Annotated in this window: 19 protein-coding genes; 8 read left to right on the top strand and 11 right to left on the bottom strand. The window is 68.3% G+C overall.

All coding sequences use genetic code 11. The annotated features are described in order from the left end of the window. The first annotated feature begins 133 nt into the window (after nt 1-133). The 4 genes from GDIA_RS10095 (at nt 134) to pyk (ending at nt 4,023) form a co-directional block, all read left to right on the top strand. Nucleotides 134-940: a HesA/MoeB/ThiF family protein gene (locus GDIA_RS10095; protein WP_012224514.1), complete on the top strand. Its 807-nt coding sequence runs from the start codon at nt 134-136 to the stop codon at nt 938-940. After that, the gene (locus tag GDIA_RS10090; RefSeq protein ID WP_012554074.1) at nt 930-1,337 is read left to right on the top strand and encodes a DsrE family protein; all 408 of its coding nucleotides are present in this window, start codon (nt 930-932) and stop codon (nt 1,335-1,337) included. The genes GDIA_RS10095 and GDIA_RS10090 overlap by 11 nt, the downstream gene beginning before the upstream one ends. 64 nt (nt 1,338-1,401) lie before the next feature. Continuing rightward, nucleotides 1,402-2,505 (top strand): SH3 domain-containing protein, encoded by a 1,104-nt coding sequence (locus GDIA_RS10085; RefSeq protein ID WP_012554073.1) that lies wholly within the window; start codon nt 1,402-1,404, stop codon nt 2,503-2,505. Nucleotides 2,506-2,583: 78 nt separating this feature from the next. After that, entirely contained in the window at nt 2,584-4,023 is a 1,440-nt protein-coding gene (pyk, locus tag GDIA_RS10080; RefSeq protein WP_012224507.1) for a pyruvate kinase, read from the top strand. A 28-nt stretch (nt 4,024-4,051) separates the two neighbouring features. Here the strand turns inward: pyk and GDIA_RS10075 are convergent, their stop codons facing one another. The 5 genes from GDIA_RS10075 to GDIA_RS10055 all read right to left on the bottom strand — a co-directional run bounded on the left by GDIA_RS10075 (nt 4,052) and on the right by GDIA_RS10055 (nt 12,687). Then, on the bottom strand, nt 4,052-4,738 hold the full coding sequence (locus GDIA_RS10075) for a YoaK family protein (protein ID WP_012224505.1): 687 nt from the start codon (nt 4,736-4,738) through the stop codon (nt 4,052-4,054). A 431-nt stretch (nt 4,739-5,169) separates the two neighbouring features. Then, entirely contained in the window at nt 5,170-6,618 is a 1,449-nt protein-coding gene (gene aldA, locus GDIA_RS10070) for an aldehyde dehydrogenase (protein ID WP_043458869.1), read from the bottom strand. 155 nt (nt 6,619-6,773) lie between these two features. After that, nucleotides 6,774-8,276: an efflux transporter outer membrane subunit gene (locus GDIA_RS10065; RefSeq protein ID WP_012224499.1), complete on the bottom strand. Its 1,503-nt coding sequence runs from the start codon at nt 8,274-8,276 to the stop codon at nt 6,774-6,776. A 4-nt stretch (nt 8,277-8,280) separates the two neighbouring features. Beyond that, nucleotides 8,281-11,442, bottom strand: a complete 3,162-nt coding sequence (locus tag GDIA_RS10060) for an efflux RND transporter permease subunit (RefSeq protein ID WP_012554071.1) — start codon at nt 11,440-11,442, stop codon at nt 8,281-8,283. Between the two features lie 6 nt (nt 11,443-11,448). Continuing rightward, complete coding sequence (locus GDIA_RS10055; RefSeq protein WP_231854230.1) at nt 11,449-12,687, bottom strand: efflux RND transporter periplasmic adaptor subunit; 1,239 nt, start codon at nt 12,685-12,687, stop codon at nt 11,449-11,451. Between the two features lie 134 nt (nt 12,688-12,821). Here GDIA_RS10055 and GDIA_RS10050 point away from each other — a divergent pair, with 134 nt between their 5' ends. From GDIA_RS10050 to GDIA_RS10040, 3 genes are all read left to right on the top strand, one after another. Further along, nucleotides 12,822-13,529, top strand: coding sequence for a TetR/AcrR family transcriptional regulator (locus GDIA_RS10050; protein ID WP_231854229.1), 708 nt, complete (start codon nt 12,822-12,824; stop codon nt 13,527-13,529). An 87-nt stretch (nt 13,530-13,616) separates the two neighbouring features. Next, nucleotides 13,617-15,068, top strand: a complete 1,452-nt coding sequence (locus GDIA_RS10045; protein WP_012224479.1) for an MATE family efflux transporter — start codon at nt 13,617-13,619, stop codon at nt 15,066-15,068. A 42-nt stretch (nt 15,069-15,110) separates the two neighbouring features. After that, nucleotides 15,111-15,311 (top strand): hypothetical protein, encoded by a 201-nt coding sequence (locus GDIA_RS10040; RefSeq protein WP_012224477.1) that lies wholly within the window; start codon nt 15,111-15,113, stop codon nt 15,309-15,311. A 4-nt stretch (nt 15,312-15,315) separates the two neighbouring features. On the opposite strand, the gene GDIA_RS10035 is transcribed toward GDIA_RS10040, so the two are convergent. The 6 genes from GDIA_RS10035 to GDIA_RS10010 form a co-directional block, all read right to left on the bottom strand. Then, nucleotides 15,316-16,251 carry an electron transfer flavoprotein subunit alpha/FixB family protein gene (locus GDIA_RS10035; RefSeq protein WP_012224476.1) on the bottom strand — a complete coding sequence of 312 codons (936 nt, stop codon included), beginning with the start codon at nt 16,249-16,251 and terminating at the stop codon, nt 15,316-15,318. A gap of 2 nt (nt 16,252-16,253) precedes the next feature. Next, nucleotides 16,254-17,003, bottom strand: coding sequence for an electron transfer flavoprotein subunit beta/FixA family protein (locus GDIA_RS10030; RefSeq protein ID WP_043459278.1), 750 nt, complete (start codon nt 17,001-17,003; stop codon nt 16,254-16,256). A gap of 77 nt (nt 17,004-17,080) precedes the next feature. Next, nucleotides 17,081-18,718, bottom strand: a complete 1,638-nt coding sequence (locus GDIA_RS10025) for an electron transfer flavoprotein-ubiquinone oxidoreductase (RefSeq protein ID WP_012224466.1) — start codon at nt 18,716-18,718, stop codon at nt 17,081-17,083. Nucleotides 18,719-18,884: 166 nt separating this feature from the next. Beyond that, nucleotides 18,885-19,574 (bottom strand): 2OG-Fe(II) oxygenase family protein, encoded by a 690-nt coding sequence (locus GDIA_RS10020; RefSeq protein ID WP_012224463.1) that lies wholly within the window; start codon nt 19,572-19,574, stop codon nt 18,885-18,887. A 129-nt stretch (nt 19,575-19,703) separates the two neighbouring features. Continuing rightward, nucleotides 19,704-21,074, bottom strand: coding sequence for an oxygen-independent coproporphyrinogen III oxidase (hemN, locus tag GDIA_RS10015; protein ID WP_390614166.1), 1,371 nt, complete (start codon nt 21,072-21,074; stop codon nt 19,704-19,706). 4 nt (nt 21,075-21,078) lie between these two features. Further along, nucleotides 21,079-21,873 carry an OmpW/AlkL family protein gene (locus GDIA_RS10010; protein ID WP_012224459.1) on the bottom strand — a complete coding sequence of 265 codons (795 nt, stop codon included), beginning with the start codon at nt 21,871-21,873 and terminating at the stop codon, nt 21,079-21,081. Between the two features lie 681 nt (nt 21,874-22,554). On the opposite strand from GDIA_RS10010, the gene GDIA_RS10005 reads away from it, so the two are divergent. Beyond that, nucleotides 22,555-23,307 (top strand): Crp/Fnr family transcriptional regulator, encoded by a 753-nt coding sequence (locus tag GDIA_RS10005; RefSeq protein ID WP_012224455.1) that lies wholly within the window; start codon nt 22,555-22,557, stop codon nt 23,305-23,307. Nucleotides 23,308-23,332 lie beyond the last annotated feature (25 nt).

Below are 23,332 nucleotides of genomic sequence, written 5' to 3'. Positions count from 1 at the left end.
GAAAAATCGTCCCTGTCATGCCGGGGCACCATACGATAAACATGCCCGACATGCATGTTTATCATGCCGGGTGATACAAATTGTTACAAACAGACAGGTCGCGCGCCATAATCCTGCGAACGGACCGGACCCCATGATCCCTGATTTTTCCGAAGCCGAAATCCAGCGCTACGCCCGCCACATCCTGCTGCCCGAGATCGGCGGCACCGGCCAGGCGGCGCTGCGCGCGGCCAGCGTGCTGATCGTCGGCGCGGGCGGCCTGGGGTCGCCGCTGGGCCTGTACCTGGCGGCGGCGGGCGTGGGACGGATCGGGCTGGTCGATGACGACGTGGTGGACCTGTCGAACCTGCAGCGCCAGATCGCCCATACCACCGGGCGGATCGGCCAGCGCAAGGTCGAGTCGGCCGCCGAGGCGATGCGCGCGGTCAACCCGCTGGTGCGGGTCGAGCCCCATGCGACGCGCCTGGATGCCGGCAATGCCCGGGCACTGGTCGGGGGCTACGACCTGGTCTGCGACGGCAGCGATAATTTCCGCACCCGCTACCTGGTCGCCGATGCCTGCGCGCTGGAGCGGCGGACCCTGGTATCGGCCGCCGTGCTGCGGTTCGAGGGGCAGATATCCACCTTCCGGCCGCATCGCGGCGGGCCGTGCTATCGCTGCCTGTATCCCGCCCCCCCGCAGGACGGCGCGGTGCCGTCCTGCGCCGAGGCCGGCGTGTTCGGCGCCGTGACCGGGGTCATGGGCACGCTGCAGGCAACCGAGGCGCTGAAGGAGATCCTGGAGATCGGCGAGAGCCTGGACGGACGGCTGCTGGTCTGGGACGCGCTGGCGGCGCGGTTCCACACCGTCCGCCTGGCGCCGGACCCCGATTGCGCGCTGTGCGGCCCGCACGCCAGCATCCATGACCTGTCGGCGCATGGGGCCGCCGATGTCCGCTGAGCCGGGGCACGCCGAGGCGGGACAGGAGGGCCTGGCCATCCTGCTGCTGGATGGCGGGTACGAGCGCGCGCATTATGCCCTGGTCCTGGCCGCCGGGGCGCTGGCGGTCGATCGCCCGGTGCTGCTGTTCGCCGCCGGCCACGGGGTGCATGCCCTGGCCCGGGACTGGAGCGGACTGCGCGGCGCCGGGACCGACGGCGCGGTGCAGGCCAGCGGCGTGGCCGGGTTCGATACCCTGCGCGACGCCGTGCTGGCGCTGGACGGAGTCCTGATGGCCTGCGAGTCCGGATTGCGCATCGCCGGCCTGCCGGCCGACGCCCTGCTGCCCGGGGTCCGGGTGGCGGGCGTGCCCAGCTTCCTGGACGCGGCCCGTGGGCGGCAGATCATCAGCCTGTGAAGAATTCGCGGACGCCCTCCAAAACCCCTTGCCGAGCGGCCTGGGCCTTGGCAGGGATGCAGCCATGACGCTTCCCTCGCCCGTCGTCCCTTCCGTTGGCACCTGCCGGCCCAGCGCCGCGCCGGCCGGCGGAACCGTCCGCCGTGGCTGGCTGGTCTGCGCCGCCATCCTGGCCCCGGCCGCGCTGGGCGCCCCGGGCGCGGCCGCGCAGCAGACCGCCACGCATCACCGCCACCACCACCATCATGCGCCGGCAAACGCACCCGTGCCGGCCGCAACCGCCGCGCGCCATCATCATCACGCGGCCGCCCCCGCGCCCCACGGGCACCACCCCGCCCCCCACCATGCCGGGGCGATTCACGGGGGAACGCCGCCTCATCACCATCATGTGATCGCGCCCCGCCATGCCGCCCTTCCCCCTGCCGCGACGGGTGTGGCGGCCGGCGCGGCAGCGGGGGTGGCGGCCGGGACGGCGGGACCGGCGCAGGCCGAGACGGCCATCCCGTCCCCCCCCGGACCGGCGGATGCCGCCGCGATAGACAAGGGCACCGTGACCGGCCTGCCGCTGCCGCGCTTCGCGGCGCTGCGCGCGGACGAGGTGAACATGCGTTCGGGCCCTGGCCAGCGCTATCCTATCGCCTGGGTCTATCACCGCCGCGACCTGCCGGTGAAAATCGAGCGGGAATTCGACGTCTGGCGCCTGGTCGAGGATTCCGACGGCCAGAAAGGCTGGGTCCATCAGGCGACGCTGGTCGGCGCACGCACCTTCGTGGTGCCCGGGCTGCCGCCGGTCGACCCCGCATCAGATGCTGCTGCCCAGGGTGCTTCTGCCCAGGGCGCCCCTGCCCGGAGCGGGACCGCCCCGGCCGGCGGCAAGCCCGCCGCCCCGACGCCGCAACCGGGGCCGGGCGGCCATTTCGACACCACCGTCGTCGGCCACCTTGCGGACCCGGCGGCGGCGGCCACGATCCCGGGCGCCGTCATCCTGCGCGCGGCGGCCGATGCCGCATCGGCGGTCGTCGCGGTGCTGAAGCCGGGTTCCGTCGGCACATTTCGCACGTGCGCCGCCGGCACAACCTGGTGCAGGGTCAGCGTGCAGCATTATTCGGGCTGGCTGGACCGGTCGTCGGTCTGGGGTCTTCTGCCGCAGGAGACCATCCAGCCGTAGTGACGCCGATCGGGCGTCCGACTGACGAAGACCAGAAGATCCGCTTACGGACATGAATCCAGAAGGAGAAAGCGCCCTATGACCATCGTCTCCGCCTCTCGTCCCCGTCGGACGAAAATCGTCTCGACCCTCGGCCCGGCATCGTCCAGCCGGGAAGTGATCCGCGCACTGGCCGAGGCCGGCGCCGACGTGTTCCGCCTGAACTTCTCGCACGGCACGCATGCGGACCACGCCGCGCGGCATGAGATCATCCGCTCGGTCGAGGCCGAGCTGGGCCGCCCGATCGGCATCCTGGCCGACGTCCAGGGCCCCAAGCTGCGCGTGGGCACCTTCGAGAACGGCAAGGTGACGCTGCGGACCGGCGCCTCGTTCCGCCTGGACCTGGACGACGCGCCCGGCAACGAGGAACGCGTGCGCCTGCCGCACCCGGAAATCATCCATGCCGCGACGGTCGGCAGCAACCTGCTGCTGGATGACGGCAAGCTGCGGCTGGTGGTGCGTGAGGTCGGACCCACCTACCTGGATACGATCGTGGCCGTGGGCGGCGTGCTGTCCGAGCGCAAGGGCGTGAACGTGCCCGACATCGTGCTGCCCATCCCCGCCCTGACCCCGAAGGACCGCAAGGACCTGGATTTCGCGCTGGAACTGGGCGTCGAATATATCGGCCTGTCCTTCGTCCAGCGCCCCGAGGACGTCGAGGAAGCCCGCGCCATCGCCGCCGGCCGCGCCTGGATCATGACCAAGGTGGAAAAACCGCAGGCCATGGACAATCTGGACGAGATCGTCCGCCTGTCCGACGCGGTGATGGTCGCGCGCGGCGACCTGGGCGTCGAACTGCCGCCCGAGGCCGTGCCGCTGGCCCAGAAGCGCATCATCCGCCTGGCCCGCCAGTTGGGCAAGCCGGTGGTGGTCGCGACCCAGATGCTGGAAAGCATGATCACCGCCCCGACCCCCACCCGGGCCGAGGCGTCGGACGTGGCCACCGCCGTGTTCGACGGCGCCGACGCCGTGATGCTGTCGGCCGAAACCGCGGCCGGCCAGTATCCGCAGGAAGCGGTCGGCATCATGAACCGGATCGTCAGCCGCGTCGAAGAGGACTCGGTCTGGCAGTCGATCATGCAGGCAAGCTGCCCGGCGCCCGAGGGATTCGTCGCCGATGCGATCGCGGCGGCGGCGGGGCAGGTCGCCACCACCGTGGGCGCGCGCGCGATCGTCGCCTTCACCCTGGCCGGCGCCACCGCGCTGCGCATCTCGCGCGAGCGGCCGTCGTGCCCCATCATCGGCCTGACGCCCACCGACGAGATCGCGCGGCGGCTGTGCGTCGTCTGGGGGGTCCAGGCGCAGTCCGTCGGACAGGAAACGCCGGTGCGCACCGTCGAAACCGTGGTGGACCAGGCGATCGAATCCACGGTCGCCAGCAGCCTGGCACGGTCGGGCGATACGATCGTGATCGCGGCCGGGCTGCCGTTCGGCGTGGCGGGCAGCACCAACACGCTGCGGGTCGCCCGGGTGAAGTAAACGTTCGGGGCCCTGTCCCGGACTCCGCCTAGACGTTGCCGGGACCGGCGTTTTCCAGCCGGTCCAGCAACGGATGATCCTCCAGGTACAACAGGAAACCGGCGCAGCCGATCGTCACGCCCACCATGGCGATCGCGCCGGCCACCGACACGCTGGAGACGAACGTCCCCAGCACCGCGCCGCCGAACAGGCCCAGGATCGCGGCCAGCCGCCGCCACGCGCCGCGCGACGGCCCGCCGGCCAGGCGGCTGTCATGCACCAGCCCGTGCAGCAGCATCGTCGCCGCCGGCAATGTCAGGTCGGTCACCTGCGCATGCCGCGTGGCCGAGGTCTGCAATCCCATGGCAATGGCCAGGATGACCAGCGTCATGAAATGGCGCCACGGCATGCCCGCCCACCAGACGGCCGACGCCGCCAGGACCAGCGTCCCCACCGCCATCAGCAGGTCGGCCACCGTGCGCCGCCGCGAATGGGCCCGCCGCACCAGCCTCCCGCCCACCGCCGCGCCGATCAGATAGGACCCGATGGCCAGCAGCCCCGGCCCGAGAATGGATTCGGCCGAGGCCAGATGCACCGCGATCAGGATCAGCGTGGCGGTCATGTAGCCGGTAAAGACCTTCAGATGGACCAGCGATACGGCGTCCAGCGCGCCCATCGCCACCGTGACCATGATAACGGCGATGACCAGTCGGGGATCATGGGGCGTCGGTTTCACGGTCTGCGTCTACTCCTGGGGGCGGGACGCCGCGCATATCGCGAACGGACCAATAAAAAAAGGGTGCATCGCACGCGATGCACCCCCTGGGTCCCCAAGTTCACGAAGGTTCAGACCCTTCGCATTTTTATTCCCGCGATCGCTATGCCGCAGGTTTCTTGTTTTTTTCGGAGCGGTGCCGTTCCGGTCTTTCTCGCTCTGGTGAACCTTCAATGACCGTTTTTTTTCTGCCCGTCAACCGGAATACGCAAATAATCGTCCGACGATGCTTTTGTTGCAGTGCACAATACAATGCCGCGCACAATAAATCGCGACATCACAACAGATGTTATTTCGGGCGATGCAACTTTTCGCGGCACGGCACGGCCGGTCGCCCCGCCTGCCTGATAAACAGGCGGGACGGGACGCGACCGGCCGGATCGGGCGTGTGATCAGGCGTTCAGATAGATGGTCTGCGTCTCGACATAGGCTTCCAGGCCGTGCTGGCCGTCTTCACCGCCGATGCCGCTGTCGCGATAGCCGTGATGGAAGCCGTGCGCGGACTCGCCGCTCTCGCGGTTCACATAGACCTCGCCGAATTCCAGTTCGGCGTTGATCTTCATGATCCGGTCCAGGCTGTTGGTGAACACGTAGGCCGACAGGCCATAGCGCGAGGCATTGGCCTGGCGGATCGCGTCCTCGTAGCTGTCCACCCGGATCAGCGAGAGGACCGGCCCGAAGACCTCGTTCCGGGCGATGTCCATCGTCCCGGTGACACCGGTCAGCAGCGTGGGCGCATAGAACTGCCCCCTGTCATAGAGGCCGCCCGTCAGCCGCGCGCCGCCCCGTTCCAGCTTCGCGCCCTGTTCGACCGCGCGCCGGACCATCTGGTCGACCTTTTCGAGTTCCGGGCCGCAGACCTTCGGCCCCATGTCCGTCGCCTCGTCCAGCGGGTCGCCGACCTTCAGCTTTTCGATGCGGGCACGCAGCCGGGCCGCGAAGATGTCATAGATTTTCGCATCGACATAGGTGCGCTCGTTCGCCGTGCAGACCTGGCCGGCATTGCCGAAGCGCGACACCACGGCGGCTTCCACGGCGCGGTCGATGTCCGCGTCGTCCGCCACGATGAACGGCGCCTTGCCGCCCAGTTCCAGGCGCACGATCTTCAGGTGCTCGGCCGCGGCGGCCATGATCTTCTTCCCGGCGGACGTGCTGCCGGTCATGGTGATCAGCCGCGTGTCCGGATGCGCCACCAGCGGAACGCCGACGCGCGGACCGTCGCCGGTGACGATATTGACCACGCCCGCCGGGATGTCGGCCTCGGCCACCAGCCTGGCCAGTTCCAGCGCGGCCAGCGGCGTCATTTCATGCGGCTTGATGACGATCGCATTGCCCGCCGCCAGCGCCGGGCCCAGCTTGCGCGCGACCAGCGCCAGCGGGAAATTCCAGGCGGCGATGGCGCCGACGACACCGACCGGCTTGCGGTCGATCAGGATCTTCTCGCCGGAGCGGGAGCCCGGAAGGATCTCGCCTTCCAGGCGGCGGGTATTTTCGGCCGCGAAGCGCAGCAGGTCCGTGGCGAACGCGACTTCGACGCGCGCCTCGCGGATCGGCTTGCCCATTTCCCGCGTGATCGTGCGTGCCAGATGCTCGGCATCCCGTTTGATCAGGCCGATGAGGCGATACAGGTCATCCGCCCGCTCGGTCGCGGTCCTGCGGCTCCATCCCGGCATCGCCTGCTTCGCGGCCGCCACGGCACGGTCGACATCCTCGGACGTGCCGTTGGCGACCTCGGCGAGGACGTCACCCGTCGCCGGGTTTTCCACGGCCAGGCGCTCGCCCTTGGCCGCCGGCACCCAACGGCCGTCGATGAAAAGATCATAGGTTTTCTGCAAAGCCATGTTCCTCTTCTTTCCGGCTCAGGATTCAACGAGAGTATGGCCAAAAGTTGCGGAACAGGGCTGGACCCAGCCCGGCGGCACGGACATGGCCATGAAAACGGCCATAAAAAAGGCGGGTCCCGAAGGACCCGCCCTGCCCGCACCGGCGATGCGACCTACCCCGACCGGACCGCCGTCGCCGGCGGAATGGTGCGTTCGGTCCAGCCGCCGCCCAGGGCGCGATAGACGGTGATCAGGTTCTGGTAGCGCGCTTCCTGCACTACGATCAGGTTCTGCTGCGCGGTATAGAGCGCGCGCTGCGCCTCGAGCGTGTTCAGGTAGGAATCCACCCCCGCGTCGAAGCGCATCCGCGCCAGCCGGTACGCATCGGCCGAGGACCCCACCAGCGCGTCGAGCTGCCGCGACTGGTCCAGGTAAGTCGCCCGCGCCGCCAGGGCGTCCGAGACCTCGTGGAACGCGGTCTGGATCGCCTTTTCGTACGCCATCAGGCGCTGGTCCCGCCGGGATTTGGAGACCTGCAGCGATCCCTCGTTCTGGCCCCAGGTCAGCAGCGGGATCTGCAATTGCGGGTTGGCCCCCCACGTCGTGGCGCCGGAGGTGAACAGGTTGCGGAACTGCAGGCTGGACACCCCGTCCGACGCCGTCAGGATCAGGCGCGGGAAGAAGGCGGCGCGCGCGGCGCCGATATCGTCGTTGGCCGACAGCAGCGCGAATTCCGCCGACACGACATCCGGCCGCCGGTCCAGCAGGTCGGACGGCAGCCCCGCCGGCAGGTCGGCCAGCACCGTCTGGCGGCCGAAGGGGGCCGGGTCCGGCAGGTTGGCCGGCAGCGGCGCGCCCACCAGCATAACCAGTTCGTTTTCATCCTGCGCGATCTGGCGCAGGTACTGGGCACGATAGGCGGCTGCCTGCTCGACCTGGGTTTCCACCTGGCGCAGGGTCAGCTGGTCGGTCTCGCCCCGGTCGAACCGCGCCTGGGTCAGGCGCAGCGTATCCTGCTGGGACGCCAGGGTACGTTCGGTCACCTGCAACTGCTCGCGGTCCGCCAGCCACGCGACATAGGTCGTCGCAACCTGCGAGATCACGCTGATCAGCAGCCCGCGCGCGTTGGCGGCCTGGCTGAGCACTTGGTCCGATGCCTCGCGCGACAGGCTGCGGATGCGGCCGAACAGATCGATCTCGTAGGACGAGAAGCCGATGCCGCCCGAGTAATATTTAAAGACGTGGCCGTTGCTGTAGTACTCGCCGTGTTTGCCCGCATCCAGGCCCGGCGCGAAGCTCAGGCCCCCATTCCCCGACGGCGCCTGGTAGAGCGCCATCCCGGTCCCGCCGATCTGCGGGAACAGCGAGGCATGCTGCACCCGGTACTGGCCCTGGGCCTCGATGACCGCCGAAGCCACCGAACGCAGGTCGCGATTGTCGCGCACCGCCAGCGCGATCAGCGCCTGCAGGCGCGGATCGACGAAGAAGTCGCGCCAGCCCAGGTCGGACGCCGCCGTCCCGATCTGCCCGGTGCTGCCGGCATGATAGGCCTCGCCTTTCGGCCAGCTTGCCGCGACCGGCAGCGCCGGCCGCTTGTAGTCGGGGATCAGCGTGCAGCCCGACAGCGCCGCCAGGACCAGCAGCCCGGCGCGGCGCGGAAGAGAAAACCCGTTCATCGACTCAACTCTCCTGACCGGACGGCCCGGCGGGACGGGACAGGTGCGCGTAGGGGTCCGGACGGTCCTTCACCCGCTTGACCCGGAACAGCCGCAGCACCAGCACGAAGAACAGCGGCACGAAATAGATGGCCAGCAGGGTGGCGGACAGCATGCCGCCCACCACGGCGGTGCCGATGGCGACACGCGCCCCCGACCCGGCGCCGGTCGCGATCGCCAGCGGAAACACGCCGCAGACGAAGGCGATCGAGGTCATCAGGATCGGCCGCAGGCGCTCGCGCCCCGCCTTGACCACGGAATCCAGCAGGTCGTCGCCGGATTCGAAGAAGGCCTTGGCGAATTCCACGATCAGGATCGCGTTCTTCACCGCCAGCCCCACCGTGGTCAGCAGGCCGACCTGGAAATAGACGTCGTTGGCCAGTCCGCGCCACAGCGTCGCCCCCAGCGCACCCAGCACGCCCAGCGGAATGACCAGCAGCACGGCCAGCGGAATGGCCCAGCTTTCATACAGCGCCGCCAGGCAGAGCAGGATCACCGTGCCGGCCAGTGCATAGAGCGGCCCGGTGGACGACCCCGAGGCCATCTGTTCGTACGACAGGCCGGTCCATTCATAGCCGATCCCGGGCGGCAGCTTGGCCAGGGCCTCCTGGATCGCGGTGATCGCGGTCCCGGTGCTGTAGCCGGCCGCGGGCTGGCCCAGGATTTCGAACGCGTTCAGGCCGTTATAATCCTCGACCTTCTGCGGGCCGACGATCCATTTGCCCGATGCGATGGCGTTGAAGGGCACCAGCCCGTTGGTCACGTTGCGCAGGTACCATTTGTTCAGGTCGCTGGGCAGCATGCGGGCATCGGGCTCGCCCTGGATGTAGACCTGCTTCACGCGGTCGTCGCGCATGAACTGGTTGACGTAGATCGACCCCAGCGCGCCTTCGATCGTCGTGTTGATCTCGGCATTGGTCACGCCCAGCGCGTTCGCCTTCTCGCGGTCGATGTCCAGCCGGTATTGCGGCGCATCCTCCAGGCCGTTGGGACGCACCGCCTGCAGGCGCGGGTCCTTCATCGCCGCCATCAGGATCTGGTTGCGCGCGGCCAGCAGCTTGTCATGACCCAGATGACCGCGATCCTCCAGTTCCAGATCGAAGCCGGTGGCGTTGCCCAGTTCCAGGACCGCCGGCGGATTGATGGCGAAGATCTGGGCTTCGGGATCGCCCCAGAAATGCATCATCACCCGCATCGCCACCGCCGAGGAGTTACGCGCGGCGCCGGGCCGGTCGTCCCAATCCTTCAGCCGGACGAAGAACGCGCCCGCGTTCTGGCCCTGGCCGGCGAAATTGAAGCCGTTCATCGAGAAGACCGACACGACGTTGGCGGACTCGCTCTTGAGGATATAGTCGGTGATCTTGCGGTTGACGGCGGCCGTCTGTTCCTGGGTGGCGCCCGGGGGCATGGTCACCTGGCCGAAGATCAGGCCCTGGTCCTCGTCCGGCAGGAAGCCGCCGGGAATCCGGGTGAACAGGAACAGGACCAGGCCGGTCACCAGCACGTACAGCACCAGCGACAGGGGCGCGCGCTTCAGCATCCAGCGCACCCCGGACTGATAGCCCGCATTGGCGCGGGCGAAGGTGCGGTTGAACCATCCGGCCGGCCCGCGCGTCTTTTCATGCGTGCCGGGCTTGAGCATCGTGCCGCACAGCGCCGGCGTGATGATCATCGCCACCAGGACCGACAGCCACATCGCCGCGACGATGGTGACCGAGAACTGGCGGTAGATCACGCCGGTCGATCCCCCGAAGGCCGCCATCGGCAGGAACACCGACGTCAGCACCAGCACGATGCCGACCAGCGCGCCAGAGATTTCGTCCATCGAGACTCGGGCGGCGTCCTTGGGCGAGAGGTTCTTCTCCGCCATCACGCGTTCGACGTTTTCCACCACCACGATGGCGTCGTCGACCAGCAGGCCCACCGCCAGGACCATGGCCAGCATGGTCAGCGTGTTGATGGAAAAGCCCAGTGCCGCCAGGATGCCGAACGTGCCCAGCAGCACGACCGGCACCGCGATGGTGGGAATCAGCGTGGCGCGGAAGTTCTGCAGGAACACCAGCATGACCAGGAAGACCAGGCCGATCGCTTCCATCAGCGTGATGACGACTTCCTTGATCGACAGCACGATGAAGGGCTCGGTATCCAGCGGGTAGACGACCTTCAGCCCCGGCGGGAAGAATTTCTGCAGTTCGTCCACCTGGGCGCGCACCGCCGTTTCCGTCGTCAACTGGTTCGCCCCGGGCGCCAGCTTCAGTGCCATGCCGACCGTGGGCTTGTTGTTGTAGAACGAGCTGATGTTATAGCTCTGCGGTCCCAGCTCGACCCGGGCCACGTCGCGGATGCGCACCTGCGAGCCGCCCTGGGCCACGCGCAGCAGGATATTGCCGAATTCCTGGGGCGAGGTCAGGCGTGTCGGGCCGACGATGGTGGCGTCCAGCCGCGCGCCCTGCCGGGCCGGCAGGCCGCCGATCTCGCCCGACGAGACCTGGATGTTCTGGTCCTGGATCGCGGCCTGCACGTCGCTGATCGTCAGGCCGTACTTGTACAGCTTGCCCGGGTCCAGCCAGATGCGCATGGCGTATTCGGCGCCGAACAGCGTGTGGTCGCCCACCCCCGACACGCGGCTGAGCGGGTCGGAGACGTTCGACGCCACGTAATCGGCGATATCGAAGCCCGACATGCTTCCGTCGGTGGAAATGAAGGCCAGCACCAGCATGAAGTTCTTGACGGCCTTGGTCACCGTCAGGCCCTGGGCCGTGACTTCGGTCGGCAGGCGCGGCTGGGCCAGCTGCAGCTTGTTCTGCACCTGCACCTGCGCAATGTCGGGGTCGGTCCCCTGCGCAAAGGTCAGGTCGATTTCCATCTGGCCGCTGGCATAGGACTGCGCCGACACGTACTCCAGGTGATCGAGGCCGTACATCTGCTGCAGGATGGGCCGCACGACGGTGTTGTTCACCGTTTCGGCCGACGCACCCGGATAGGTGACGGTGATGGCGATCTGCGGCGGCGCGATCGAGGGATATTGCGCGATCGGCAGGCGGAAGACGGCGACGGCCCCCACCAGCATGATCACCAGGCCGATGACCCATGCGAAGACGGGCCGGTCGATGAAGAAGCGCGACATGGATCGTTACCCCGCCTTGCCCTGATCCTGCGGAGCACCGCCCTGCGCGACCTCGGTGGGTGCGACGGTATCGCCGGGGTGGATCTTCTGCAGGCCGCTGACCACTACCCGATCGCCGGGCTTCAGCCCGTCGGTCACGATCCAGTCTGTGCCGACGGCGGCCCCGGTCGTGATCATGCGCGTCGCCACCTTGCTGTCCGCGCCCACGACCATGACCATGGGGTCACCGTGCGGGGTGCGCACCACCGCCACCTGCGGCACGCGCAGGGCCTTGGGATCGACGCCTTCCTGCAGTTCGGCATGCACGTACATGCCCGGCAGCAGCATATGGGCGGCGTTGGGGAAGATGGCGCGGACCACCACGGTGCCCGTCGTCTCGTCCACGTTCACCTCGGAGAATTCGAGGCGGCCCTGCGTTTCATAGCGGCTGCCGTCCTCCAGCGTCAGGCTGACGGTGGCGGCATTGTCGCCCGCGCGGCTCAGCCGTCCCTGGGCCAGTTCGCGCCGCAGTTCCAGAAGCCGCGTCGCCGCCAGGTTCACGTCGACATAGATCGGGTCCAGCCGGGTGACGACCGACAGGCTGCTGGACTGGCCCACGACCGCTAGGGCACCCACCGTCATCAGCGATCGGCCGATGCGCCCGGAAATCGGCGACAGCACGCGGGTATAGCCCAGGTCGACCGCCGCGCGGTCCATGTTGGCACGGCCCTGGGCGATGTCGGCATCGGCCTCGCGCGCCGCCGCCAGGGCGTCATCGTAATCCTGCCGGCTGACGGCGTGGGCCTGCGCCAGCGGGCCGTAGCGGTCCAGCCGCGCCTGTGCCGTCACCCGCGCGGCCTTGGCGTGCAGCCATTGCGCCTTCGCCATGTCGTAGGTCGCCTGATAGGCGGACGGATCGATCTGGTACAGCTGCTGCCCGGCCGTGACGTCCGAGCCTTCGACGAACAGGCGCTTCTGGATCACGCCCGCGACCTGCGGGCGGACCTGGGCGATTTCGACCGCTTCGGTGCGTCCGGGCAGGTCGGTGGTGACGCCGACCGGCGCCGCGCGCAGGGTCAGGACCTCGACCCTCTGCGGCGGCGGGGCGAGGGGCGCGGCCTTGCGGTTGCATCCGGCCAGCGCCAGGGACGCACAGGCGGCCAGAAGGACGGCACGATAAGGACGAGGGGGCGTCATGCGTGGTTCAACCCTGCAGAAAGCGTGGTGTGAAAGCGTGGTACGCCGGGTCGAACGAGGATGAATCACGGGGGGAATCCGGCCCGCGAAACCGACCCATGCAAGACCGGCATATGGAAACTGTATGGTTTTCTTGATTGGAAACTATTTCGTTTCTAAAATCCGGTCAATGGCTGTCATTCCGATGCCGTGAAGGAGATTTCATGATGCCCGCACCCGGGGCTGACATTTCGGACCTTGTGCGCCCCTGTCCCGACGAGGCAGTGGCCCAGGGCCCCGAAAAGCGCTGTCCCGGCCGCCCCCCGGTGCTGGAGGAAGGCGAACGGCGGGAGATGATCCTGAATGCCGCGTGCCAGGTGCTGGACGATCACGGCTATCAGTCCGCGTCGATGGACAAGCTGGCGCAACAGTCCGGCATGTCGAAAAAGACGATCTACCAGATGTTTCCGTCGAAGCACGACCTGTTCAGGACCCTGATCAGCGAACGGCTGTTCGACATGAAGCATGCCTCGGTCTGTCCCTGCCGCGACCTGCCGCCCGAAGAGGAACTGGTGCAGATCCTGACCTCCATCGCCGCCAACGCGCTACAGGCCGACCGGATGTGCCTGATCCGCGCCATCGTCGGCGAAATCCGCGATTCGGCGGAAATCCGCAAGATCATGCAGGACATCGAGATCAGTGGAAACTGCAACCAGGTCGAGGCCTGGCTGCGGCGCCAGCAGGCCGCCGGCACCTACATGATCGACGATGTCGAGGATCTGGGCCACGGCCTGTTCAGCATGACGGTGGGCAAGCTGATCCTGGCGGAACTGTTCCATTGCCGCGATCCCGCGACGCCGGCCGAGATCGAGGCGAATATCCGCCGCTGGATCCGCATCTTCCTGGGGGGGCTGGAGCAGATCGTTTATTAAGGCCGCGGCGCGCGCGATCGGGGTTCCGCGCGCCGGGAAAGAGGCTATCATCGGCGGGATGACCGGATCGACCAAGGATACCGCACGATGAGCGCCCGGCCGGCCCGCTTCTGTTCCGGCAGCATCCTGCGCCACGTGGTGGTCATGGCCGGAACGGGGGCCATCGGCCTGATGGCCGTCTTCGCGGTCGACCTGCTGAACCTGTTCTATATCTCGCGCCTGAACGATCCGGCGCTGACGGCGGCCATCGGCTTCACCGGCGCGGTCGGCTATGTCCAGATCGCGGTGTCGATCGGCATGTCGATCGGACTGGGGGCCGTGACCGCGCGGCAGATCGGCGCGGGGCGTCACGACCTGGCCCGCCGCATCGCCTCGTCCTTCCTGCTGGTCATGATCGTCACCACGGCGGCGCTGGGGCTGGCCACGGCACTGTTCTCGGCCCCGATCCTGCACCTGTTCGGCGCGACGGGGCGCGCGGCCGCGCAGGCTGACGGCTATATCCGCATCGTATCCCCCGCTTTGTCGCTGATCGCGGTCGGAATGGGCTGTTCCAGCCTGCTGCGCGCGGTGGGCGACGCCAGGCGATCGATGAACGTCACGCTGATCGGGGCGCTGGCGTCCGCCCTGCTGGACCCGCTGCTGATCTTCGTCCTGCATCTGGGGCTGGAGGGGGCGGCGATCAGCACCATCCTGTCACGGGGGCTGGTCTCCCTGCTGGGGCTGCATGCCGTGCGCCGCCACGGGCTGCTGGGCTATCCGTCCGGGCGGCATATCCTGCCGGACGCCCGACTGGTCGGCGGGGTGGCGACCCCCGCGATCCTGACCAACCTGGCCACCCCGATCGGCGGATTGTTCATCACCAATGCGATGGCCAATTTCGGCCTGGCCGCCGTGGCCGGCCAGGCGACCATCGACCGGATCGTCCCGGTGGCCTTCGCCTTCGTCTTCGCCCTGACGGGTTCGGTCGGGCCGATCATGTCGCAGAACCTGGGCGCCGGGCACCTGGACCGGGTGCGCGAGGCGCTGGTCGCGTCGCTGAAGCTGGTGGCGGCCTGCGTGGCCATCACCTGGATGATCCTGCTGCCGGCGCAGGATCTGGTGGTCGAGGCCTTCGCCGCGCAGGGCACCACGGCGGCGCTGATCCGCCTGTTCTGCACCTGGACCATCGGCGGCTATGTCTTCATCGGCATGCTGTTCGTGGCCAATACCGCCTTCAACAATCTGGGCTTTCCGCTCTATTCGACCCTGTTCAACTGGGGTCGGGCCACGCTGGGCACCATTCCGTTCGTGTGGATCGGCATGCGGTTCGGGCCGTGCGGGGTGCAGGTCGGCCAGGTGCTGGGCTGCGTCGTCTTCGGCACCTGGGCGGTCCTGACCGCCTTTTCCGTCGTCGGTCGGCTGAAACCCGGGCGGGTCGCGCCGGGCCTGGCCACGGAACTGCCGGCCCGCACCGCCAAGAGCGCGCTGGCCGAACTGGACGAACTGGACGAGGAACAGCAGATCACCGACGATCTGGCCGACCGATCCGCCCGCGCGTGACCGGCCGCCGGACGCGGCGACACACAGGCAGGAGACAGGACGATGGCCAGGCTGACCGAGGAAGAACGCGCGGACCTGCCGGACGAGGATTTCGCGCTGCCGGGACGGCGGTATCCGATCCCGGACGCGGCGCATGCGCGCGACGCGCTGGCCCGGGCCAGCGCGATGCTGCATGAGGGGCATCTGAGCCCCGAGGAGTACGAGACTGTCGTCAGCCGGGCGCGGGCACGGCTGGGAGAGTAAGGTCTTAACCCAGCGCGGCCTCAAGCTGCGGCAGCACCTCGAACAGGTCCGCGACCAGCCCGTAATCCGCGACCTGGAAGATCGGGGCCTCGGGGTCCTTGTTGATCGCCACGATGACCTTGCTGTCCTTCATGCCGGCCAGATGCTGGATCGCGCCCGAGATGCCGATGGCGATATACAGGTCCGGCGCCACGATCTTGCCGGTCTGCCCCACCTGGTAGTCGTTGGGCACGAAGCCCGCATCCACCGCCGCGCGCGAGGCGCCGATCGCAGCCCCCAGCCGATCGGCCAGCGGGTCGAGGAGCTTGAAATTCTCCTGGTTCTGCAGGCCGCGCCCGCCGGAGACGATGACCCGTGCGGATTCCAGTTCCGGGCGTTCGGATTTCGACAGTTCGATCGACACGAATTCCGACAGGGCGGACCCGTCCGGCACCGTGACCTGTTCCACCACGGCGCTGCCGCCCTCGGCCGGCGCGGGGTCGAAGGACGAGGCGCGCACCGTCACCACCTTGTACGCGTCGGCCGACTTCACCGTCGCCAGGGCGCTGCCCGCATAGATCGGGCGCACGAAGGTCTCGGCATCGATGATCGACACCACGTCGGGAATCGGCTGCACGTCCAGCAGGGCCGCCGCGCGCGGCAGCACGTTCTTGCCGGTCGCACCCGCCGCCGCGACGATGTGGCTGTAGGACGGGGCGAGGTCGGCGATCAGCGCGGCCAGCGGTTCGGCCAGTTCGTGGGCCACGGCGGCCCCGGCGGCGCGCAAAACCTTGGCGATACCGGGAATTTTCGCCGCCGCGTCCGCCACCGCCGCGTCACCCGTCACCAGGGCATGGACGTCCCCCGCCGACTTGCCCAGTTCCAGGGCCGCCGTCACCGCGGAACGCGAAGCCTGGCGGATCGTGCCGGACTCATGGTCCAGGAAAACGAGTACGGTCATGATCAGATCACCTTCGCTTCATTGCGCAGACGCGCCACAAGGTCCTCGGCGGACGCGACCTTGACGCCGGCCTTGCGCGCCGGGGGTTCGGCCACCGAGACGATGGTCAGGCGCGGCGTCACGTCCACGCCCAGGTCGGCGGGGGCCAGCGTTTCCAGCGGCTTCTTGCGGGCCTTCATGATGTTGGGCAGCGAGGCGTAGCGCGGCTCGTTCAGGCGCAGGTCGGCGGTGACGATGGCCGGCAGCGCCAGCGACACGGTTTCCAGCCCGCCGTCGATTTCGCGCGTGACCGCCGCGCGGCCGTCCGCGATCTCGATCCTGCTGGCGAAGGTGCCCTGCGCCCAGCCCAGCAGCCCGGCCAGCATCTGGCCGGTCGCGTTCATGTCGTCGTCGATCGCCTGCTTGCCCAGGATCACCAGGTCGGGGCTTTCCTTCGCCACCAGCGCCTTCAGGACCTTGGCGACGCCCAGCGGCTCCACCGCCACGTCGGTCAGGACCAGGATGGCGCGGTCGGCGCCCATGGCCAGCGCGGTGCGCAGCGTGTCCTGGGATTGCTGCACACCGATCGACACCGCCACGATCTCGGTCGCAACGCCCTTTTCCTTCAGGCGCACCGCTTCCTCGACCGCGATTTCGTCGAACGGGTTCATCGACATCTTCACGCCGGCCGTCTCGACACCCATGCCGTCCGCCTTCACACGCGGCTTGATGTTGAAATCGATGACGCGCTTTACGGGAACAAGAACCTTCATGGACATCTTCGCCTGTCTGTCTACGGGGAACGGGGCGCCCGTTCAGGACGCCCCCCATACCGTATTTCGCGGGGAAATCACATCCCGCCGGGGTAATTCGGGCCGCCCGCGCCTTCGGGCGTGACCCAGTCGATGTTCTGGGTGGGGTCCTTGATATCGCACGTCTTGCAGTGGACGCAGTTCTGCGCGTTGATCTGCAGGCGCGGATCGGTGTCCGCATCCACGACTTCATACACCCCGGCCGGGCAGTAGCGGCTTTCGGGCGCGCGGAACACGTCCCAGTTCACGGTCTTCCAGATCGCGGGATTGCGCAGCTTCAGGTGGACCGGCTGGTCTTCCTCGTGATTCGTGGCGGACAGGAAGACCGACGACAGCCGGTCGAACGTGACCTTGCCGTCCGGCTTGGGATAGGCGATGGGCGCGGACTTGCCGGCGGCCAGCAGGTCCTCGTTATCCGCATGGCGGTGATGCAGGGTCCAGGGCGCACGACCGCGCAGCAGCATGGCGTCGATCCCGGAATAGAGCGCCCCGCCCTTCATCCCGAACCGCGCGAAGGCGGGGCGGATATTGCGCACGCCGCGCAGTTCCTCCCACAGCCACGACGCGCGCACCCGGCGCATGTAGGACGTGGGTTCGGCCGTGCCGGCCTGCATGGCCTCGGCCACCGCCTCGGCCGCCAGCATGCCGGATTTCATGGCCGTATGGGTGCCCTTGATCTTCGGCACGTTCAGGAAGCCCGCCGTGTCGCCGATCAGCGCGCCACCGGGGAAGGTCAGGCGCGGCAGGGACTGGATGCCGCCTTCGGACAGGGCGCGGGCGCCATAGGCGATGCGCCGTCCCCCCTCGAAATACGGCCGGAAGGACGGATGCAGCTTCAGCCGCTGCATCTCGTCGAACGGCGACAGCCAGGTATTGGCGTAGTCCAGCCCGACGACGAAGCCGTAGGACACCAGGTTCTCGCCGAAATGATACATCCAGGCGCCGCCATAGGTGCGGTCGTCCAGCGGCCAGCCGAAGGAATGCTGCACCAGGCCGGGGCGGTGCCGTTCCTTGGGGATTTCCCACAATTCCTTGATGCCCAGGCCGTAGGTCTGGGGGTCCACGCCCTTGCGCAGGTCGTAGGTCGCCATCAGCCGTTTGGTCAGCGACCCGCGGCAGCCTTCGGCGAACAGGGTGTAGCGGGCGCGCAGTTCCATGCCGGGGGCGAAGTTCGCGCCGGGCTGGCCGTCGCGGCCCACGCCCATGTCGCCGGTCGCGACGCCCACCACGCGCCCGTCCTCGACCAGCAGCTCGGCGCCGGCGAAACCGGGATAGATCTCGACGCCCAGTTCCTCGGCCCGCGCGGCCAGCCAGCGGCAGACGTCGCCCAGGCTGACGATGTAGTTGCCGTGATTGCGCATGTGCGGCATCAGCCGGTCCAGCATCGGCACCGCATAGCCGCGCTTTTCCGTCAGGAAGAGCATCGCTTCCTCGGACACGGGGGTGTGCAGCGGGGCGCCGGTCTCGCGCCAGTCGGGCAGCAGCTCGTCCAGCGCGCGGGGTTCGATCACCGCGCCCGACAGGATATGGGCGCCGATTTCACTGCCCTTCTCGATCAGGCAGACCGTGGCGTCGGGGACCAGCTGGCGCAGCCGGATCGCCGCGGCCAGACCGGACGGACCGCCGCCGACAATAACAATATCGAATTCCATCGTCTCGCGGGCGTGTTCGGTCATGCCTCTTTCGTCTCGTCCTGCTGCGCCATGAGGGGGTCACGGCATGGGTGGAAAGTCTTGGATGCTTTCCTCATGAAGAATTTCGATCGGGGACACTAGAACCGACAGGCCCCGAACGCAAAGCGGGAGCCGGGCCCACCAGCCAGACGCAGGGACCCGACGCCGGTCAGGCGGCCGGCCCGCAGGCCAGCTCTTCGGTGGCGCGCCATTCGGGGCCGACGAAATTCACGATCAGCGACCGGCGCAGGCCGTGGATCGGCCGCCGGACGAAGCCATGCCACGTGTCGGTGCCCGGCACGAACAGCAGGCCGGAATTGAACGCGCCGCTGGCGCGCCCCACCGCACGCCCGTCCGCCGTCATCAGGTCGGTCCCCCAGTCGGCCGCCCCCGCATCGGTGGACAGCGAGACCAGCAGGGTCAGCTTCTTCGCCCCGATATCGGTATGCGACTCCAGCCAGAACCCGTCGGTGTCCAGGCACAGTTCCAGCCGCAGCGCCGTTCCGGCCAGGTGCGCACCGCAGCACGCCGTGATCGCGGCGCGGGTCGACGGGGCGTCGAACATGTCGGCCAGCATGTCCAGGCCGGGCTGCTGCCGCCGGTTGGCCGGGGTCACGAAGACGCGCCGGCCGTTGCGGGCCTCGCGCCGGCCGCCGGTATCGCCGCCATGCGTCTCGGCCCCGGGGTCCCAGGCCAGCAGGGCCGCCTGGACGGGTGGCGGCAGGACATCGGCCAGAATCCAGTGGGCGAAGGGCCGCGTCCCATGCTGCGCCGTGCGAAGCGACGCGGCAATTCCGGCCCGCGCCGAGGTCCCGTTATGCAAGGCCGCATCACGCAAGGCCACGTCATGCACTGTCATGGGGTCCGTCCGCGAAAAATGCTCTGTCCGACAAGGGGACTGATGAGCGGGAACCGCAGGTAGTGCGCCATCCGGCATGGATTTTCAAGAATTTCGGCCCACCCGCGGCGGAAGCCCTGAAGCCGCGTCCTACAGGGCGCCGGCATGGCGGGCGGCACCCGGGGGGGCGCGATGCGCGTCGAACAGGGCGGCGATGTTGCGCAGGAAGGGCCGTCCCGCGTCGGTCATGCGGATCATCGCGCCGTCCAGCGTCACGATCCCGTCCGCCGCCGCCTGGTGCAGGCCGGGCATGGCATCGGCGAACCAGGTCGCGGGCACGCCATGATGGGCGCCGATCGCCGCCGGATCGACCCGCAGGTCGCACATCAGCCGTTCGATCACCGCCCCGCGCAGCCGGTCGTCATCGGTGCGGCGCACCCCCCGCACCACCGGCAGGGTGTCGGTGCCCTGGCCCATCAGCCGCGCGTAGGCGGCGGCGGTCAGGGCGTTCTGGGTCATGCCCTGGGGATAGGAGGAAATCGCCGAGGCGCCGATCCCGATCAGGACCGGGGCCGGATCGACGGTATAACCCTGGAAATTGCGGCGCATGGTGCCGCCTTCGGCGGCGAGGGTCAGCGCGTCGCCGGGCCGGGCATAATGGTCCAGCCCGATCGCGCGATACCCGGCGGCACGCAGGACCGCATCGATCCGCGCACGTTGCGCCAGCCGTTCGGCGGGGCCGGGCAGCACGCTTTCGGGCAGCAGCGCCTGGCGCTTCTGCTTCCAGGGCACATGGGCGTAGCCGAACACCGCCAGCCGGTCGGGCCGCAGCGCGGCGGCGACGGTCGCCGCGGTTTCGCCCGCGCCGTCCACCGTCTGGTACGGCAGGCCATAGATCAGATCGACATTGACCGAGGCGATCCCGGCCGCGCGCACGCGGCGGACGCAGTCCTCGGTCTGGGCACGGCTCTGGATTCGGCCGCAGGCCGTCTGCACGGCGGGGTCCAGGTCCTGGACGCCCAGGCTGACGCGGTTGAATCCCAGCGTGCGCAGCAGGTCGGGATAGGCGTCGGGCATATGGCGGGGGTCGAGTTCGATCGCGATTTCCGCGTCGCGCTCGATGGTGAAGAGCCGGCGGATCGTCTGCATCGCGGCCCGCATGGTCTCGGGCGGCAGGGTCGTCGGCGTGCCGCCGCCCCACTGCACGTGGCGGACCGGATGGTCGGGGCCGAGGCGCCCGGCCACCCTGCGCAGTTCGTCCATCAGCAGCGCGCCATAGGCCGTACGGCCGGCCGGGTCGCGCATCACCGACGTGTTGCACCCGCAGAACAGGCACAGCGCATCGCAGAAGGGAACATGAAGATACAGCGAAAGCGGGGTGCCCGGCGCCATGGCGCGCAGCCACGCCTCGCTGTCATCCGCCCCGACCGAGGCATCGAACTGTGCCGCGGTCGGGTAGCTGGTGTAACGCGGCAGGTTGCCCCCGTACCGGATCAGCAGGTCGGAAGAGGGCATCCCCACGGGATCAGAACCGGTATTCGATACCGGCGCCTACCACCGTCGGGTCCAGCGAGTCATGCACCTTGATGCGCGGAACGCCATCGACGCCGCCACCATCGTTCGCCCAGGCATGCATGCGCATGAACATCTGCTTCACGTCGAAGTTGAAGAACCAGTTGCCCACGAGCTGGTAATCGAAGCCGACATTGAATGACGGGCCACCGGTCGTGCCGACATTCAGCTTCTTCACCAGGCCACCGGCCGGCGACTCGTTGTGGAAAAACGCCAGCGTGGCGCCGACGCCCACATACGGGTTGAACCGCTTGTGCGGACGGAAATGGTAGGCGATCGTGATGGTGGGCGGCAGAACCCAGGCGCTGCCGGCATCGATGTGGCCCAGGGCGCTGCCTTCGACCGCGACTTCATGCCGGGTGCTGGCGGCGATCAGGTCGGCCGAGATGTGGTCGGTGAAGAAGTATTCGAACGTCAGTTCCGGCATGACCTGGCGCGTGGTCTTGGCCCGCGCCCCGGGCAGCACCGCACCGCCGGCCCACACCTTGCTGTCGCGGTCTTCAGGCAGGACGCCCAGCGCGGACAGGCGGATCAGGAAGTCGCCCTTGCCCAGACCGATCTTGGTGCTGGCGCAGGTTTCGAAGATGCCGCAATGGCCGCCATGCGACGGCGGGGGCGCCATGACGGGGGCCACCACGGGCGCGCTGACATAGGCCGACGGCGTCGCGGTCTGGGCGCGTCCCGCACCGGGCGCCAGCGCCGCCATGCCGGCAACCATCGAGAAGGCAAGGGTACGGGTCAGTTTCATCGTGTGCGAACCTTTCGTTTTTTCGCGACGAACAACATCGTGTTATCCGCAAAGATCATGGGAACCCTATCGTCGCCTTGACATGAATCAACCGCGGCCCGGCGGTCCGATCCCCCGGAGACGGCCCCGATTTTTTTGCCACGGAGGCCCTTCGCGCGCGGGCGGCCACGCGGGACGGCAACGGCGCGCCGATGCCTCTGAATTGCCCGCGAAACGCCAAATATCCGGGCATCGGATGCGAAGGCCGCCCCCGTCCGCCAGGCGTCCCCCGGGGGCGGGCCGAGGTGCCGATCCGCCGCCAGTACCAGCCCAGGCGCATATCAGAACCGCGACCGCAGGGTATCAATCCGCGTCACTGTTGCTCTTCGGCCACAGGCGGTACGCCCCCCAATGACGCAGTCCATCAGCAGGAGAATCGCCGATAGCGCGAGAAGCGATTCATACATTGTGGCGATATCGCAACAATCCGGCTCCGCCAGCGCGCGGCCGGTCCGGTGAGCCGGCGACCCTTCCCTACGGCGTCCAGTACCGGCGCGCGCCGCCCCGGCTTAATAAGCATTGATTCAGATCAATTCTGGCCGCATCCTGTGTTGCAGTCTTCTGCGACGGACCGTGACCCGGTCTACCGAAACGACCAGTCCGCCATCCCCGGCGGGCCTGAACCGGGAGGAACCCGGACGTATGTCTGACCAGACTACCTGTGAGCGCGAATCCCGGCCACGCCGCCTGATCCTGGCCGGTGCGCACCGCCAGCCGGGTTACTGCCTGACCTGCGGCGTCCGTCCCCGCAGCGTCTGCAGTGCCATCAGCGACGACGACATCGTCCGGCTGGCGGAAACGGCGGTCGAGACCCTGGTACTGCCGGGCCGCGCCTTCGTCGAGGAAGGCGCCCCCGCGACCGATTTCTTCAGCATCACCTCGGGCAACGTGAAGCTGTTCAAGGCGCTGCCCGACGGACGGCGGCAGATCACCGGCTTCGCGGGTGCCGGGCATTTCCTGGGGCTGGCGGTGACGGACCAGTACGCCTTCGGGGCTGAGGCGGTGGACACGGTGCGGCTGTGCCGGTTTTCACGCGCGCGGATGCGGCACCTGATGGACGATTTCCCCCGGCTGGAACGCAGGCTGCTGGAGGAAGCGTCGAACGAGCTGGTGGCGGCGCAGAACCAGATGCTGCTGCTGGGCCGCAAGACCGCGCGCGAACGGGTGGCCAGCTTCCTGCTGGACCGCGTGCGCGACATGCTGAATCCGTCCGGGGACGTCCCCCTGCCCATGACCCGTTCGGACATCGCCGATTACCTGGGCCTGACGATCGAGACCGTCAGCCGGACATTGAGCTGGATGCGCACCGAACGCCTGATCACCATCGGCAAGGGCCACACCGTGCGCATCACCGCGATGGAGCGGCTGGAATCCCTGGCCAGCGGCAATAGCTGAGAGGCTGCCTCTGAACGGCTGGTCC

Origin of the sequence: Gluconacetobacter diazotrophicus PA1 5 (assembly GCF_000021325.1) — a bacterium.
GTDB lineage: Bacteria > Pseudomonadota > Alphaproteobacteria > Acetobacterales > Acetobacteraceae > Gluconacetobacter > Gluconacetobacter diazotrophicus.
This window is presented reverse-complemented; position numbering and strand designations above follow the sequence as displayed.

Excerpts from the sequence above, each read along its gene's own strand:
- GDIA_RS10095 (WP_012224514.1), top strand. The coding sequence starts at position 134 with ATGATCCCTGATTTTTCCGAAGCCGAAATCCAGCGCTACGCCCGCCAC.
- GDIA_RS10090 (WP_012554074.1), top strand. The coding sequence starts at position 930 with ATGTCCGCTGAGCCGGGGCACGCCGAGGCGGGACAGGAGGGCCTGGCC.
- GDIA_RS10085 (WP_012554073.1), top strand. The coding sequence starts at position 1,402 with ATGACGCTTCCCTCGCCCGTCGTCCCTTCCGTTGGCACCTGCCGGCCC.
- pyk (WP_012224507.1), top strand. The coding sequence starts at position 2,584 with ATGACCATCGTCTCCGCCTCTCGTCCCCGTCGGACGAAAATCGTCTCG.
- aldA (WP_043458869.1), bottom strand. The coding sequence starts at position 6,618 with ATGGCTTTGCAGAAAACCTATGATCTTTTCATCGACGGCCGTTGGGTG.
- GDIA_RS10065 (WP_012224499.1), bottom strand. The coding sequence starts at position 8,276 with ATGAACGGGTTTTCTCTTCCGCGCCGCGCCGGGCTGCTGGTCCTGGCG.
- GDIA_RS10060 (WP_012554071.1), bottom strand. The coding sequence starts at position 11,442 with ATGTCGCGCTTCTTCATCGACCGGCCCGTCTTCGCATGGGTCATCGGC.
- GDIA_RS10050 (WP_231854229.1), top strand. The coding sequence starts at position 12,822 with ATGATGCCCGCACCCGGGGCTGACATTTCGGACCTTGTGCGCCCCTGT.
- GDIA_RS10045 (WP_012224479.1), top strand. The coding sequence starts at position 13,617 with ATGAGCGCCCGGCCGGCCCGCTTCTGTTCCGGCAGCATCCTGCGCCAC.
- GDIA_RS10040 (WP_012224477.1), top strand. The coding sequence starts at position 15,111 with ATGGCCAGGCTGACCGAGGAAGAACGCGCGGACCTGCCGGACGAGGAT.
- GDIA_RS10035 (WP_012224476.1), bottom strand. The coding sequence starts at position 16,251 with ATGACCGTACTCGTTTTCCTGGACCATGAGTCCGGCACGATCCGCCAG.
- GDIA_RS10030 (WP_043459278.1), bottom strand. The coding sequence starts at position 17,003 with ATGAAGGTTCTTGTTCCCGTAAAGCGCGTCATCGATTTCAACATCAAG.
- GDIA_RS10025 (WP_012224466.1), bottom strand. The coding sequence starts at position 18,718 with ATGACCGAACACGCCCGCGAGACGATGGAATTCGATATTGTTATTGTC.
- GDIA_RS10020 (WP_012224463.1), bottom strand. The coding sequence starts at position 19,574 with ATGACAGTGCATGACGTGGCCTTGCGTGATGCGGCCTTGCATAACGGG.
- GDIA_RS10010 (WP_012224459.1), bottom strand. The coding sequence starts at position 21,873 with ATGAAACTGACCCGTACCCTTGCCTTCTCGATGGTTGCCGGCATGGCG.
- GDIA_RS10005 (WP_012224455.1), top strand. The coding sequence starts at position 22,555 with ATGTCTGACCAGACTACCTGTGAGCGCGAATCCCGGCCACGCCGCCTG.